The sequence below is a fragment of the Zobellella sp. DQSA1 genome (genome assembly GCF_041950555.1).
GTDB lineage: Bacteria > Pseudomonadota > Gammaproteobacteria > Enterobacterales > Aeromonadaceae > Oceanimonas.
Genome location: NZ_CP169531.1, coordinates 2,514,249 through 2,527,795 on the forward strand (window position 1 = coordinate 2,514,249; position 13,547 = coordinate 2,527,795).

The 13,547-nt window shown below is 63.8% G+C and carries 12 protein-coding genes; 6 read left to right on the plus strand and 6 right to left on the minus strand.

Annotated features, from left to right (window positions below):
- Positions 1-125: 125 nt before the first annotated feature.
- Complete coding sequence (locus ACEVBK_RS12180; protein WP_375055210.1) at positions 126-1,085, minus strand: GlxA family transcriptional regulator; 960 nt, start codon at positions 1,083-1,085, stop codon at positions 126-128.
- Between the two features lie 142 nt (positions 1,086-1,227).
- Here ACEVBK_RS12180 and ACEVBK_RS12185 point away from each other — a divergent pair, with 142 nt between their 5' ends.
- The 5 genes from ACEVBK_RS12185 (at position 1,228) to ACEVBK_RS12205 (ending at position 5,708) form a co-directional block, all read left to right on the plus strand.
- Positions 1,228-2,109 carry an MBL fold metallo-hydrolase gene (locus ACEVBK_RS12185; RefSeq protein ID WP_375055211.1) on the plus strand — a complete coding sequence of 294 codons (882 nt, stop codon included), beginning with the start codon at positions 1,228-1,230 and terminating at the stop codon, positions 2,107-2,109.
- Between the two features lie 196 nt (positions 2,110-2,305).
- Positions 2,306-2,713: a GFA family protein gene (locus tag ACEVBK_RS12190; RefSeq protein WP_375055212.1), complete on the plus strand. Its 408-nt coding sequence runs from the start codon at positions 2,306-2,308 to the stop codon at positions 2,711-2,713.
- Between the two features lie 200 nt (positions 2,714-2,913).
- Positions 2,914-3,897, plus strand: a complete 984-nt coding sequence (locus ACEVBK_RS12195; protein WP_375055213.1) for a TRAP transporter substrate-binding protein — start codon at positions 2,914-2,916, stop codon at positions 3,895-3,897.
- Between the two features lie 3 nt (positions 3,898-3,900).
- Positions 3,901-4,404 carry a TRAP transporter small permease gene (locus ACEVBK_RS12200; RefSeq protein WP_375055214.1) on the plus strand — a complete coding sequence of 168 codons (504 nt, stop codon included), beginning with the start codon at positions 3,901-3,903 and terminating at the stop codon, positions 4,402-4,404.
- A complete protein-coding gene (locus tag ACEVBK_RS12205) occupies positions 4,404-5,708 on the plus strand; it encodes a TRAP transporter large permease (protein ID WP_375055215.1) in 1,305 nt (434 codons plus the stop codon). The genes ACEVBK_RS12200 and ACEVBK_RS12205 overlap by 1 nt, the downstream gene beginning before the upstream one ends.
- A 58-nt stretch (positions 5,709-5,766) precedes the next feature.
- Here ACEVBK_RS12205 and ACEVBK_RS12210 read toward each other — a convergent pair whose 3' ends face one another.
- The 4 genes from ACEVBK_RS12210 to ACEVBK_RS12225 all read right to left on the minus strand — a co-directional run bounded on the left by ACEVBK_RS12210 (position 5,767) and on the right by ACEVBK_RS12225 (position 11,341).
- Positions 5,767-7,587, minus strand: a complete 1,821-nt coding sequence (locus tag ACEVBK_RS12210; protein WP_375055216.1) for a gamma-glutamyltransferase family protein — start codon at positions 7,585-7,587, stop codon at positions 5,767-5,769.
- A 176-nt stretch (positions 7,588-7,763) separates the two neighbouring features.
- Positions 7,764-8,948 carry a cyanate transporter gene (locus ACEVBK_RS12215; protein ID WP_375055217.1) on the minus strand — a complete coding sequence of 395 codons (1,185 nt, stop codon included), beginning with the start codon at positions 8,946-8,948 and terminating at the stop codon, positions 7,764-7,766.
- Positions 8,949-9,257: 309 nt separating this feature from the next.
- The gene (locus ACEVBK_RS12220) at positions 9,258-10,112 is read right to left on the minus strand and encodes a 5'-nucleotidase, lipoprotein e(P4) family (protein ID WP_375055218.1); all 855 of its coding nucleotides are present in this window, start codon (positions 10,110-10,112) and stop codon (positions 9,258-9,260) included.
- Positions 10,113-10,435: 323 nt separating this feature from the next.
- Positions 10,436-11,341, minus strand: a complete 906-nt coding sequence (locus tag ACEVBK_RS12225; RefSeq protein WP_375055219.1) for a LysR substrate-binding domain-containing protein — start codon at positions 11,339-11,341, stop codon at positions 10,436-10,438.
- A gap of 115 nt (positions 11,342-11,456) precedes the next feature.
- On the opposite strand from ACEVBK_RS12225, the gene ACEVBK_RS12230 reads away from it, so the two are divergent.
- Entirely contained in the window at positions 11,457-12,155 is a 699-nt protein-coding gene (locus ACEVBK_RS12230; RefSeq protein ID WP_375055220.1) for a glutathione S-transferase family protein, read from the plus strand.
- A gap of 36 nt (positions 12,156-12,191) precedes the next feature.
- Here the strand turns inward: ACEVBK_RS12230 and ACEVBK_RS12235 are convergent, their stop codons facing one another.
- Positions 12,192-13,544, minus strand: a complete 1,353-nt coding sequence (locus tag ACEVBK_RS12235; RefSeq protein ID WP_375055221.1) for an MATE family efflux transporter — start codon at positions 13,542-13,544, stop codon at positions 12,192-12,194.
- Between the last annotated feature and the right edge of the window lie 3 nt (positions 13,545-13,547).

Here is a 13,547-nt window from a genome sequence, read left to right on the forward strand (position 1 = left end):
AGGATCAGTTATTTAGGAAAACTCACCAACGGAACCCCCTTCGTTTTCGATGGGGGTTTTATTTATTCACGTTGATGGAAGAACGCTATCCGTAAAATCTCCGCCCGGCGGGAAAGCGGAAAGCCTCAGCTTTCTTCAACTTCGCCAAATGTTTTGCGCCAGGCCCTGGGGCTGACCTTATACCGTTGCCGGAAGTGCTGGCGGAATGAGGTCGCAGTATGAAAGCCCACCATTTCCGCAATTTTTTCCACCGAAAAAGCGTGGTTTTCCAGCAGTTCAAGGCTGCGCTGCAGACGCTCGTTCACCAGCCATTCGCCGAAGCTCATGCCGGTGGCCTTGTGGAAATGGCGGGTGAAGGTACGGCGGCTCATGGCGGTGCGGGCGGCCAGCTCGTCGATGCCGTGCGGCCGGGCCAGGTTTTCCCGCAGGTAGTCGAGCAGGCGGTTGATATGGGCGTCCTGGGTGGAAAAGGCGACGGGCTGCTCGATAAACTGGGCCTGCCCGCCCTCGCGGTGCGGCGGCACCACCATGATGCGGGCAACCTTGTTGGCTATCCGGGTACCGTAATAGGCGCGCACTATGTACAGGCAGCAGTCCAGCCCCGCGGCCGTGCCGGCGGAGGTGATCAGGCGCTCGTCTTCCACGTAGAGTGCGTTGGTGTCGAGCGCCACCGAGGGGAAGCGCCGGCCGAAGTCCCGCTCGGCTATCCAGTGGGTCGCCGCCTTGCGACCATCCAGCAGGCCCGCGTAGGCCAGGACATAGGCGCCGTAGCACAGCCCCACCACACGGGCCCCCCTGGTGTGGGCACGCACCAGCGCCTCGGCCAACGCCGGCTCCGGCGGCACATTCAAATCGTGCCATCCCGGTACCACCACGATATCCGCCGTTTCCAGCAAGTCGAGGCCGCCGTCGGGCGCTATCGTCATCGCCCGCTCGGCCTGCTGCGGCTGGCCGCCGGGAGACACGATTTTCAGCTCGAACAATGGGTTACCCGGAAACATCGAATCGAATATCGCGTAAGGCACCGACACATGGAAGGGGCTGAAGCGAGGATAGAGCACAAGGGCGACCAGGGGCCTGGACATAGGGATACCTCTGCAAATGGTGTGAGCCTCATCCTAACAGCATGGCCCAATCTTTTCGATCATTGGCATACAGGTCAATTTTTTTGCGTGGCCAAAGGCGTCGATAATGGCTCCCGTCGCTTAACCTCTCAGGAGCAATACCATGAACAACAACACCCTCGTCCATTCCCTTATCCTGGCGCTGGGCACTGCAGTTGCTCAAGCCGGTTCGACCACAGCCACCGAAACGGATGGACCGCTGCTTCAGCTGCAACATATCCGCAACGCCACCACCAAGGTCGCCTACGGGGACACCACCTTCCTGGTCGATCCCATGCTGGCCCAAAAAGACACTTACCCCGGCTTCGAGGGAACCTATCGCAGCGAGTTGCGCAACCCGATGATCGAACTGCCGATGCCGGCACAGGCGGTGATCGAGGATGTGGACGCCGTCATCGTCACCCACACCCACCTGGATCACTGGGACGACGCGGCCCAGGCACTGCTGCCGAAAACCATGCCGTTGTTCGTCCAGAATGACGCGGATGCGGACACCATCCGCGCCCAGGGCTTCACCGACGTGCGTGTGATCGGTGAGCACACTGAGTTCAACGGCATCACCCTGAGCAGGACCGGCGGCCAGCACGGCACCGACCAGATGTACGCCATGCCTCCCCTCGCCGAACTGCTCGGCGAGGCCATGGGGGTGGTGCTGCGGGCCGATAACGGCAAAACCCTGTATTTTGCGGGCGACACCATCTGGCGGCCGGAAGTGCAGCACGCCCTGGCCCGGTACCGCCCGGACGTCATCGTGCTCAATACCGGCGATGCCCGGGTGGATGGTTTCGAGGGCGCCATCATCATGGGCAAGCAAGACACCCTGCGCGCCCTCGAACAGGCCCCCCGGGCCACCGTCGTCGCGGTGCACATGGACGCGGTCAACCACGCCGCCCTGAGCCGCGAGGAACTGAGAGGCTTCGTGCAGGAAAAAGGCGTGCAGGACCGGGTGCTGGTACCGGCCGACGGGGAAGTGATGACGTTCTGAACAATACCGGCTGCCTCTATTCCCGAGGCAGTCTGGTATAGCGGCGTAACCGTGACCAGCTGCTTCGTCAGCTGCGGGCCCGGCGGAGAAATACTTCCCGCGTCGACCCACTTGTGGTTTCATATGGGGCATCATAAAAACGGGTTCTCAAAGCACCCTTTCCCGTTCCCTATAGAATCCATGCGGAGACGTTGCGATGAACTACCCCATCAAGGGCTCTTGCCAGTGCGGCGGCGTAACCTACGAACTGAAAGAACCGCCGCTGATGGTGGTGGCCTGCCACTGCAAGGAGTGCCAGAAGCTCTCTACCAGCGCCTTCAGCATCACCGCCGTGGTGCGCGCCGAGGCGGTGCAATTCGAGGGTGAAATGGCCGAATGGCGCCGGGTGGCCGAGAGCGGCAATATCAACGGCGCCAGCTTCTGCCCGGCCTGCGGCAACCGCCTCTACCACTTCAATCCCGATGAACCGGGCATCATCAAGCTCAAGCCCTCCAACCTGGCCGACACCCGCCTGATCCAGCCCAGCGCCCATGTGTGGGTAAGCCAGAAGCAGGACTGGTTCCAGATCCCCGAGGGAGTAAAAGTATTCGACAAGCAACCCTGAAGGGCCTCCAACCCAATAACAGCAAGCAGTACCCGACCCTGCCGCATAAAGATGTAACACAACCCGGCCCTATGTAACGACTGGGTTAATGCCCGCTTGGCCACGCCGCTGTCGGCTATTTTGGTGTCGTTTCTGCGCCTTTCCCGCTCGCGGCAAGTTCCCATACTCGGGTGGAACTCACTCTCAGGGATGACACCGCCATGAAATACACCCTTTCCGTTCTCGCCCTTTCCCTCGCCGCCCTGCTGCCGCTGCAGGGGGCCGCCGCCACCCGGATGGACTTTTCCAACGAATACAACCACGGCTCCATCCATGCCGAAGGCGACAGCTACTTCATCGACAAGGTGAAGGAGCTGACCAACGACGAGGTGGTGATCACCCTGCATACCGGCGGCGCCCTGGGCTACAAGTCGGCGGATCACTTCTACGCGGTGGCGGACAACGCCATCCAGCTGGCGGATACCCTGGCCGGCACCCTGGCGGGGATAGACCCGATTTTCTCGCTCTCTTCCCTGCCCTTCCTGGTGCGCGACGAAGACCAGGCCGAACGGCTGTACCGCCTGGCCCGCCCCCACTACGACCAGGTGTTCGCCGACAACGATCAGATCCTGCTTTACGCCTCGCCCTGGCCGGCCAGCGGCATCTGGGCCAAGCAGGAGGTGGCCTCCGCCGCCAGCCTGAAAAACCTGAAGATCCGCACCTACGACAAGAACGGCACCCTCACCCTGAAGGAAGCCGGCGCCACCCCGGTGAACCTGTCCTGGGCCGACGTGGTGCCCCAGCTTTCCACCGGGGGCATCAGCGCCGTGCTCACCTCCGCCGAGGCCGGCGCCAACGCCAGCTTCTGGGAGCAACTGCGGCACTACAGCGCCATCCAGTACGCCATTCCGCTCAACATGGTGCACATGAACCGGGATGAGTTCGACCGGCTCACGCCCGAACAGCAGGCCGCCCTGCTGGAAGCCGCGCGCCAGACCGACGCCCACAACTGGCAACAGGTGCGCACCCGGGTGGCCGCCAACTACCGGACCCTGAACGAGCACGGCGTGACCATCAGGGAGGAGCTGCCCGCCGACTTCAGCCAGGCATTGCAACAGGCCGCCCAGGTCGCGATAGACGGCTGGCTGAAGGAAACCGGCGAGCGCGGCCGGCAGATCCTCGAGCAGTTCCGGCAGGAAGGCTGAACCATGGCCGCGCTGGTCACCCTGCTCAGCCGCCGGCTCAACCAGCTGGCGGGCGGGCTCGCTATGGGGCTTATCCTTTACATCACCGGCCACATCCTGCTGGAGATAGTGCTGCGGCTGTTCGGCCGTTCCACCTTCGTGCTGGATGAATTCGTGGGCTACGCAGTGGCCACCATGACCTTTCTCGGGCTCGGCTACGCCCTGGATCGGGGCTCCCTTATCCGGGTGAAACTGCTGGTGGACAAGCTGCCGTCCCGCTGGCACTGGCTGCCCGAACTGCTTTCCACCCTGGTGGCGCTGTTCACCTTCGCCACCCTGGCCTGGTACTGGGGCAGAAACGTCTGGCGCAGCTACCAGCGTGGCACCACCAGCGACACCCTGGCCGACACCCCGCTCTGGCTACCCGAGGGCATGGTCTGGCTGGGCATGGTGCTGCTGTGCCTTACCTTGCTGGGCAAGGCTCTCAACATCGCCACCCAGGCCGGTACCCGGCAAGGAGCACGCTGATGGATACCCTGCTGACCGCGGCCGGGGTGATCGGCCTTATCTTCCTGCTGCTGGGTCTGGGCGCCTGGGTGTTTGCCGGCCTGGCGGCGGTAGCACTGGGCTCGCTGGTGTGGCTGGGCGGCTTCGACCTGGATCGGGCGGGCATGATCCTGAGCCGCATCCTCTACCGTGCCGGCAACGCCTGGGAACTGTCGGCCATCCCGCTGTTCATCCTGATGGGGGAGCTGATTTTCCGCTCCAATATTTCGGAACGGCTGTTCCGCGGGCTGGAGCCCTGGGCCCAGAAGATCCCGGGCGGTATTCTGCACACCAATGTGTTCGGCTGCGCCATCTTCGCCGCCGTGAGCGGCTCCAGCGCCGCCACCACCGCCACCATCGGCAAGATCACCACCCACGAGCTGTCCCGCCGGGGCTACGACCGGCAATTGTCCATCGGCTCCCTGGCCGGGGCCGGCAGCCTGGGCCTGCTGATCCCGCCGTCCATCGTGATGATCGTCTACGGGGTGCAGGCCGAGGTGTCCATCAGCCAGCTGTTTATGGCCGGGGTCATACCCGGGCTGCTGATCGCCCTGCTCTACTCCGGCTATATCGCGGCCGTGGCCCTGCGCCGGCCCGAAAAAGCCCCGCGCGGCACGACCGCCGGGCTCTCGCTGTTGGCCAGCTTTGCCTGCCTGGCCCCGGTGATCCTGCTGATTGCCCTGGTGATGGGCTCCATCTACTCGGGTATCGCCACCCCGTCGGAGGCGGCAGCGGTGGGCGTGGCCGCCACCCTGGGGCTGCTGGCGGCACAGCGGCAACTGAGCCTGGCCATGTTCAAAGAGGCCCTGGCCGCCACCCTGCTCAACGCCACCATGGTGTGCAGCATTCTGGTGACCGCCGCCCTGCTTTCCACCGCCATGGGCTACCTGCATCTGCCGCGGGAACTGGCGGGGTTTATCGCCGGGCTGGAACTTTCCCCCGCCCTGCTGCTGGTGGCACTGGCGCTGTTCTATATTGTGCTGGGGCTGTTCCTGGACGGCATTTCCATCACGGTGATGAGCCTGCCCATTACCCTGCCCATCGTGCTGCAGGCGGGGTTCGATCCGGTGTGGTTCGGGGTCTTCCTGGTGATCATGGTGGAACTGGGGCAGATCACCCCACCGGTGGGCTTTAACCTGTTCGTGTTGCAGGGGCTGACCGGCGAACATATCGGCCGGGTGGCCTACTCCGCCCTGCCGTTCTTTATGCTGATGTGCCTGGCCGCCGCCCTGGTGAGCCTGTACCCGGGCCTGGCCCTGTGGCTGCCCCAATGGCTTGCCGGCTGAGCAATGCTTCCCCACCGCCCCCAGGCCGTCGTCAAGGCCCGGGGGCGACGGGGCACGGTTACTCGCCCATCACCACGCCTTCACGGCGCGGATCGGCGCCGCCGAACCAGCCCTGGTCGGTGCGGCCGATCGCCTGCAGACCGCTGGTCATGTCCATCTCGATCAATTCATGATTGCGCGCCCTGAGCCAGTCCAGGGTCTCGGCCGGGAAACGGTTGTCCTCGAGCAGGGTCGGCGCACCGAGGGCACCGAAATTCGGCAGGTTAATCGCGCTCTGGGCGTCCATGCCCCAGTTGAGCATGCCGTACAGCGTCTTGGCCGTGTAGTGGATGATCAGCGCGCCGCCGGGGCTGCCGCCGCTGACCAGCACCCGGCCGCTCGGCTTGTCGAAGACCAGCGTCGGGCTCATCGAACTGCGCGGGCGCTTGCCCGGCTGCACCCGGTTGGCGGTGGGCAGGCCGGCGGCGTCGTTGGGCGCGAAGTTAAAGTCGGTCAGTTCGTTGTTGAGCAGAAAGCCGCCGGTGCCCGTGCCGTAGGGGTTCACCATCTGGCGGGAGCCGAACTGGGCCTCGATGGTCGTGGTCATACTCAGCGCCCTGCCCTCGCGGTCGATGATGCTGATGTGGCTGGTGCCGTATTCGGGTTGCGCTGCGGACACCCCCAAGGAGACCTGCATCGCACCGGGCCGGCCGGGCTCGGCGGTCTTCATGCTGCGCTCTCCGATCAAGCCGGCCCGGGCGGCGAGATAATCGGGCGCCAGCATGCTCGACCAGTTGCCGCCGGGCGGGCTGACGAAGTCGGGGTCGCCGATGTACTTGGCACGGTCGGCGAAGGCGAGCCGCGAGGCTTCGCTGTACAGGTGCAGCCACTGTGGCGAGGGCAACGGCTTGCCGTCGTCGGTGCGCTGCATCGGCAGCCCGGCGGCCTCGGTATTGCTCAGGATGCCGAGGATCTGGGCGACGGCGATAGCACCGCTGCTGGGCGGGGGGAAGCCGCACAGCACATATTCCCGGCCGCGGGCATCATAGTCGCTGCACAAGGGCTCGCGTTGCTTCGGCCGATAACCGGCAAGGTCGGCCAGTGTCAGCTGGCCGGGGTTGGTCGCATGGCCCCGGACTTTCGCGACGATGGCCTCGGCTATCTCGCCGCGGTGCAAGGCCGCACTGCCCTGGGCGGCGATGTTCTTGAGCACCGCCGCGTAGGGCCGGTTCTGCAGCACATGACCGACCGGGTAGGGGCTGCCGTCGGGCTGATAGAAGTAGGCCGCGGCCACCGGATCCTGCCTGAGGAAGGCATCGGACTCGAGCTGGGTGTACAGTCGCGGGCTGATCGCAAAGCCGCGTTCGGCAAGCCGGATCGCCGGCTGGAACAGGTCGGCCCAGGGCAGGGTGCCATGCTCGCGGTGGGCGAGCTCGAGCATCGCCACGGCGCCCGGCACGCCGACCGAGCGGCCGCCGACCACGGCCTCGTTGAACGGCAGCGGCGCGCCGTCGGCATCGAGGAACAGGTTTTCATCGGCGGCGGCCGGTGCCGTCTCGCGCCCGTCGTAGGCGCTGACCTGCTTGCCGTCGTAATACATCAGGAAGGCGCCCCCGCCAATGCCGCTGCTCTGGGGCTCAACCAGCCCCAGCACCATCTGCACCGCGATGGCCGCGTCCAGCGCCGAACCTCCCGCGGCCAGCACCTGGCGACCGGCGTCGGTGGCGAGCGGATTGGCGGCCGCCACCGCGTACTCCCGCAACGCCCAGCCGGGTTTCTCCTGGTAGCCGGAGGCGGCTTCGGGCTGTGGTGGCGGGGCCTGATAGCTGAATGACTCGGGCTGGCCGGTACAGCCGGCGAGCAGCAGTGATAACGCGATCGCGTGAGCGGATAGCTTCATGGATGACTCCTGTCAGATAGGTCGATTAACGGCCGGACGTTTTCAGCGTTGCCAATGGGAATGGGAGGTACACCCTAAACCACGCCTCCTGGAGACCCGAATGAACAACAACAAGAATGCACGATTGCCCTCCCATGGTCGATGACTTTTCGCCCGTCGGATAATGGAAGCGGGTTTCAGGCCGTCGCCATGGCCTGGGGGTAGCGCCGGGGATCGAAGCGCAGGCAGATCAGCATCACCACGCCGACCAGCGCCAGGTGCAGCGCCCAGCCACCGGCGAAACTGCCGCTCGCTTCCCGAAGCAGCGACACCGCCAGGGGTCCCATGGCCGCAATCAGGAAGCCGCCGCCCTGCATCAGGGCGGTGAGCGCACCCGCCTGCTGCGGCACCGGCAGGTGATCCAGGGCGGTCACCAGCGACAGGGAGAAGTTGCCGCCCAGCCCCATGCCGCACACCGCGGCCCACACCAGCGGGCACTGCCCGGGCCAGAACAGCAGACCGGCGTAGCCGATCGCCTGCAGCAGCAGGGTCAGCCACAACCAGGGGCGCCGATCCCGCCCCCGCGCCAGCAGGGTGATACCTACCGCGAACAGGGCCTGGGCCAGGGCCATTACCGCCACCAGGCCGGCGCTGTCGGCGGCGCTCCTGCCCTGTTGCTGGTAGTAGGGCGCCAGCCAGGTGACCATGGTCGAATAGCCGGCGTTGACCAGGCCAAAGCAGAGCATCAGCTGCCAGGTACGCGGCCGCCCCAGCAGGCGGCGCGCCAGGCCCGGCTCGGGCGGGCGGCTCTGCCGGTCCGACAGGATCCGCCAGGCGCAAGCCAGGGCGATAAGCGCCGGCAACGCCAGCCAGGCCAGGGCCGCGCGCCAGTCGTGGGCACCGCCGGCCAGCAACGGGGTCAACTGGGCGCCGATGGCGCCGCCGCCCATGATCATGGCCGAATAAAGGCCGGTGACCATGGCCACCCGACCGGGAAAATACTGCTTGATGATGCCGGGAAAGGTGGACTGGACAAAGGCCACCCCCAGCCCGCACAGCAGGGCGGTAAAGATCAGGGCCGTACCGCCGGGTACCAGCAGCCGAAGCCCCGAACCCAGCATCAGCAGCACCAACGCCGTGAGCATGCCCCGGCGGGTGCCCCAGCGGGCCTGGAGCCGCGGCGAAACAAAGGCGCCCATGCCCATCAGCAGGGTGGGCAGCAGGGTCATCATCGCCATGCCCGTATAGCCCAGGCCGGTAGCGGCCCTGATCATCTCGATGATGGGCCCGGGCCCGGTGAGAAAAGGCCGCAGGTTCAGGCCAATCAATACCACCAGGAGCAGCATGGCCCCCTGCTCCACCGGCCTGCTTGCTGTCGTCATCGCATCGTCTCTCGGGAATAGGAAAAAGGGGGCAGCTTGCCAGTGCCGCTGTGGGCATGGTAGAAGTCGGACACATTATTTGAAAATTAAATATTTGAATGGATATCAGTGCAAAACCGAATAGCCCCCTGTTCGGGCTGGACCCGCTGCGGGTGATGGTGACCGGCCTGCTGGACGACGCCGCGTCCTGACTCGCACCGGGCATCAAGCGGCATGGTGACTCTTGCTCCGAGCAGCAAAAAAACCCGCGGATAGTCTCACCATCCACGGGATCCGTTTATTTCGATTTTTATTGTTCCGTCAGTTCAGTTATTCCGTCGGTGCTTGCCAGGAATGTCTGGTGGCCGCGGCCCGGAACTTGTTCACGTTTTCAACGCTGGCCGGCGGCTCCGATTCGCCGAAAATGGCCCTGATCCAATGGCCGTCGGTGGGATTGGGAAATATAATGTGTTCAAAGCCAAACTTGCCTTTGTTTTCATCAACCAGCGCCAGCCTTTCTTCCACACCGGTCACATAATAGCTTCTGGAGAAATCGTTGAGATTGTCACCGAGATAGAGAATAACATTAAAGTCCTTGGCAATTTCTTTTTGCCTTGTTTCTTTATTTGATGTTTCCCTTAAAACGGTCAAGTGCTCGGCGTCGACAAAAGGAAAGCCATTTCCCTTTAAATTATTCAAGGCGATATTGAAGGTGTCCTCGCCTTGCTCCCGGCTGGTCACATAAAAAATCTCCACCCCTTTCGACGCCGCATAATCGAGGAACTCCTTCGCGCCAGGAGTCGCGACCGGCTGAGCCTCGGCAACCCACCGGTCCCAGATAGGATCATCAAAGAACTCCATCTCCTGCTCGACAAGGTGGCCCCAATAGGCATTGGTACTCAGAATAGTGTCATCGGCATCGGTAATAATGGCCAGGGGTTTGTCTCCCTCGCCGTGGCGCTGCAAGGCATTGTCGAGATGCAGCTTCGCGATATTGAACCCTTGGTAATACAAGGCTCGATATTCCGCGGCTGTCTGCTTCCAGGCGACTGCAGATATCAGCAGGTTTGAACCTGAAAGAGATTTGGAAGGCTCGGCTTCTTCGGAGGCCAGGGCAGAAAAAGAACCCGCACACAATAAAACGGCAGGCACGATCAGTTTTCTATAACTTAAAGATAATCCCATAAAGACACCCTGTCAGCATTAACGTCCAATTGAATAAATAGCAGCAAAATGAAATATCACATAACAGAAACAAAATATCAACACATTCAGAGTCTGGAATAATTATTCATGTACTGGATATTTAATATCACCGACTCTCAACAAATCACCGAAAAATAAAGCACAGGGATGAATAATATTTCATCATCCTGCCTCCGGGACGAGAAATGCCGGTAAAAATAATATGAAGTCGGCCCGTAGGGCATCATCGGATACCGGGAAATGGCGTAGTGCCTGAGGTTCATCGGATTCGCCCTGTCGCGCAATCATACGGACAGCGGCAGTCAGTCCGCAGGCCCCTCCCCGGAGCGAAACGTCTCCACCAGGCACTCCACCACGGCGCGCACCGCGGGTAACTGCCCGCGGCGATGCGGCATCACCAGGGAGGTGGTGACCTGCCCGGCCTGCCACTCGGGCAGTACCCGCACCAGCCGGCCTTCATCCATCGACGCCCGGCACATGTCCGCCGGCAGGCAGGTAATGCCCAACCCGGCTTCGGCGGCCCCCAGCAGCATGACCGACTCATTGGCGACCATTACAGGCCGAGGTGTCACGCTGGCGGAGCGGCCCTGCCCGTCGCTCAGCGACCAGCAGCCCGCCGTCGGTCCGGTGAGAATACCGTCGTGTCCGGCCAAATCGTCCGGTGCGGCCGGCTCCCGTCGCCGCTGCAAATAGACGGGAGCCGCAATCAGGATAATCGACTCCACGCACAGCCGTCGCTGGATCAACCCGGAGTCCGCCAGCGGCGCAAAATGGCTACGCACCGCGATATCCACTCCCTCCTGCACCACGTCCACCCGGCGATCGGTCACCTCTACCTGCAGTTGCAACCGCGGATACCGCAGCGCCAGGCTTGGCAGCGCTGGCGCCAGATAGCGCTGGGCCACCGGCACCGAGGCGCTGATTTTTACCGTGCCGCTCGGTTCCGCCTGCCGGCTGCGCACCACCGCTTCGGCCGCCTCGGCCTCGATCACCGCCGCCAGCGCATGCTGGTAGAAATCCTTTCCTACGTCGGTAAGGGAAAAACTGCGTGACGTGCGCTGGATAAGACGCGCGCCGAGGCTTTCTTCCAGCACCGCCACCCGTTTGCTGATGGTGGACTTGGGGATATTCAGCCGGCGCGCCGCCGCGCTGAAGCCCCCCTGTTCCACCGCCGCCACCAGCAGGCGCAGATCGTTAAGATTAAGCAAGGCCAATGTCCATATATAGAGACGATAAGTCTATTTTATTCGGTCTACACGTTAATCGTCCATAAAGGTAGAGTTTTCTTACCGGCTCCACCAGGGAGCCTCTTTCTGGAGAAAAATGATGAAACCGATTCTTTTTTACGGCGTGCCTTCCGGCTGTTCTTTTGGTTCTATCGTGGCGCTGGAGTGGCTGGGCAGGCCATACCGGCTCTGCCGGGTGGAAATGCCGGGCGAAGCCGGCAGTGACGCCTACCGCCGCATCAATCCGCTGGCGGAAACCCCGACCTTGCTGACCGCCGGCGGCGAGACACTCAGTGAAAGCATGGCGATCCTGAACCATATTGCGGCGCAGGGCCTTGAAGCGCAGCTCGGTTATCCGCAGGGAAGCCCCGACTTCGATCGCCTGAACCAGATGCTGGCCTTCCTCAACACCACTTTCTTTGGCGCTTTTGCACCGCTGTGGCATGCGCTGGAGCATGAGATGCGCGACGCGGAAAAACAGGTGCTGCTCGATTACGGGCGAGAAGCGGTGGCCAAGGCACACCGGCAACTGGAGATGATGCTGGCTGACCGGCCATGGCTACTGGGAGCACAGCGAAGTGTGGCCGACGCCTATTTTATCGGTATCGCCCGCTGGGCCGAGTATCTCCAGGTTGTGGATCGCAGTGACTATCCAAATCTGCAGCGGCTGTACAACAAACTGGAGCAGGATCCGGCGGTGATTTTCGCCCATGCCATCGAGCAGCAGCGGCCCGTCGTGGGTGGCGGCGGCTTTGCCGGAGAGGTGCCGCTGGCAGAGGCACTCCCTGCCCGGTGAGCATTCCCGGACACAAGAGCGCCGGCTGTCCCCGTTTCAGGATCGCTCGCCCAGCGGCGCGGCCGGCACCACAGCCAGCCGCCGCCACTGCCGCCATAACAGCCAGCCGACGAACAGCGACAGGCAGACGTTGGACAGAGGCAGCGCCAGCCAGACGCCGTCCAGCCCCAGCCAGAGCGGCAGCAGCGCCAGAAAGGGCAGCTGGATCAACATATTGCCCAGGGTGATCAGGGTCGCCTTCCGACCCAGGCCGAGGGACTGGAACCAGCAGGCCGCCAGCACCAGGAAACCATCCAGAAACAGGGCCCACAGGTGTAGCCGGATGGCCCTGGTGGTGGCCGCCAACAGGGCCGGATCTTCCCCCATAAAGGCCGAAGCGAACCAGGCCGGCGCCGCCATCATCGCCAGCACCAGCAGAATACCGCCCCCCACCCCGACCAGGCAGGCCAGGCGCAGGGTCTGGCGCACCCGCACCGGCTGGCCGGCGCCTTGGTAGTAGCTCACCAGGGGCTGCATGCCTCCCGCCACCCCTTCCGCCGCCAGGTAGTAGAAGGCCATCAGGTAACCGGCAATGCCATAGGCCGCCACCTGCACCGCCTGGCCGTGCTTGAGCAGCAGCAGGTTGTGCAGCACCACCGCCAGGCTGAGGTACAGGTACATCAGCATGCTCGAAAAGCCGGTGCCCAGCAGCACGGCGCCTGCCCTGGGTCGCCACCGCCAGGCCCGGTGGTCCAGCGGCGCACGGCTGCGACGGCTCAGCACGAAGCCCAGGCACAGCACCACCACCAGCGACTCGCTCAGCAGGGTGGCCAGGGCGGCGCCGGTCAGGCCCCACTGCAGCCAGGCGATAAAGACCGCATCCAACAGTATGTTGCCGACGGCCCCCAGCAGCAACGCCAGGGTCGCCAGTCGGGGCGCCCCCAGGTTGCGCACCAGAAACGGCAAGGTCACGCTGGCCATCACCAGGGGCGTGGCCGGCGCCATCAGATCCAGGTAGGCCTGGGCGTGTTCCGCCGCCGCCCCCTCGGCTCCCTGCCAGGCCAGGAAAGAGGGACTCAACCGGGTCAATATCAGCGCCAGCGGCAACCCCAGCAGCGGCAGCAGCCATAGGCCCTGAGCCACGAACAGGGCGGCCCGGCCGCGCTTGCCACCGCCCTGGGCCAGGGACGCCTGGGCCCCGGAGCCGATGCCGATCATCATGCCGGCGGCCAGCATGATGCCCACCCAGGGCCAGGCCAGGTTGATGCCGGCCAGGCCGTCGCCGCCGATAAAGTGGCCGACGAAGATGCCGTCGACCACCTGATAGGTGCCGCTGACCAGCAGTGCGGCCAGCGAAGGAAGGGTGTAATGCCAAAAGGCGCGATGGAGCGGCGCCGATGCCAGGTTCATGGT

What these genes read in the sequence shown, in the direction of transcription:
- ACEVBK_RS12230 (WP_375055220.1), top strand. Translation starts at nt 11,457, where the DNA reads ATGATGAAACCGATTCTTTTTTACGGCGTGCCTTCCGGCTGTTCTTTT.
- ACEVBK_RS12180 (WP_375055210.1), bottom strand. Translation starts at nt 1,085, where the DNA reads ATGTCCAGGCCCCTGGTCGCCCTTGTGCTCTATCCTCGCTTCAGCCCC.
- ACEVBK_RS12185 (WP_375055211.1), top strand. Translation starts at nt 1,228, where the DNA reads ATGAACAACAACACCCTCGTCCATTCCCTTATCCTGGCGCTGGGCACT.
- ACEVBK_RS12210 (WP_375055216.1), bottom strand. Translation starts at nt 7,587, where the DNA reads ATGAAGCTATCCGCTCACGCGATCGCGTTATCACTGCTGCTCGCCGGC.
- ACEVBK_RS12200 (WP_375055214.1), top strand. Translation starts at nt 3,901, where the DNA reads ATGGCCGCGCTGGTCACCCTGCTCAGCCGCCGGCTCAACCAGCTGGCG.
- ACEVBK_RS12220 (WP_375055218.1), bottom strand. Translation starts at nt 10,112, where the DNA reads ATGGGATTATCTTTAAGTTATAGAAAACTGATCGTGCCTGCCGTTTTA.
- ACEVBK_RS12215 (WP_375055217.1), bottom strand. Translation starts at nt 8,948, where the DNA reads ATGACGACAGCAAGCAGGCCGGTGGAGCAGGGGGCCATGCTGCTCCTG.
- ACEVBK_RS12205 (WP_375055215.1), top strand. Translation starts at nt 4,404, where the DNA reads ATGGATACCCTGCTGACCGCGGCCGGGGTGATCGGCCTTATCTTCCTG.
- ACEVBK_RS12195 (WP_375055213.1), top strand. Translation starts at nt 2,914, where the DNA reads ATGAAATACACCCTTTCCGTTCTCGCCCTTTCCCTCGCCGCCCTGCTG.
- ACEVBK_RS12190 (WP_375055212.1), top strand. Translation starts at nt 2,306, where the DNA reads ATGAACTACCCCATCAAGGGCTCTTGCCAGTGCGGCGGCGTAACCTAC.
- ACEVBK_RS12235 (WP_375055221.1), bottom strand. Translation starts at nt 13,544, where the DNA reads ATGAACCTGGCATCGGCGCCGCTCCATCGCGCCTTTTGGCATTACACC.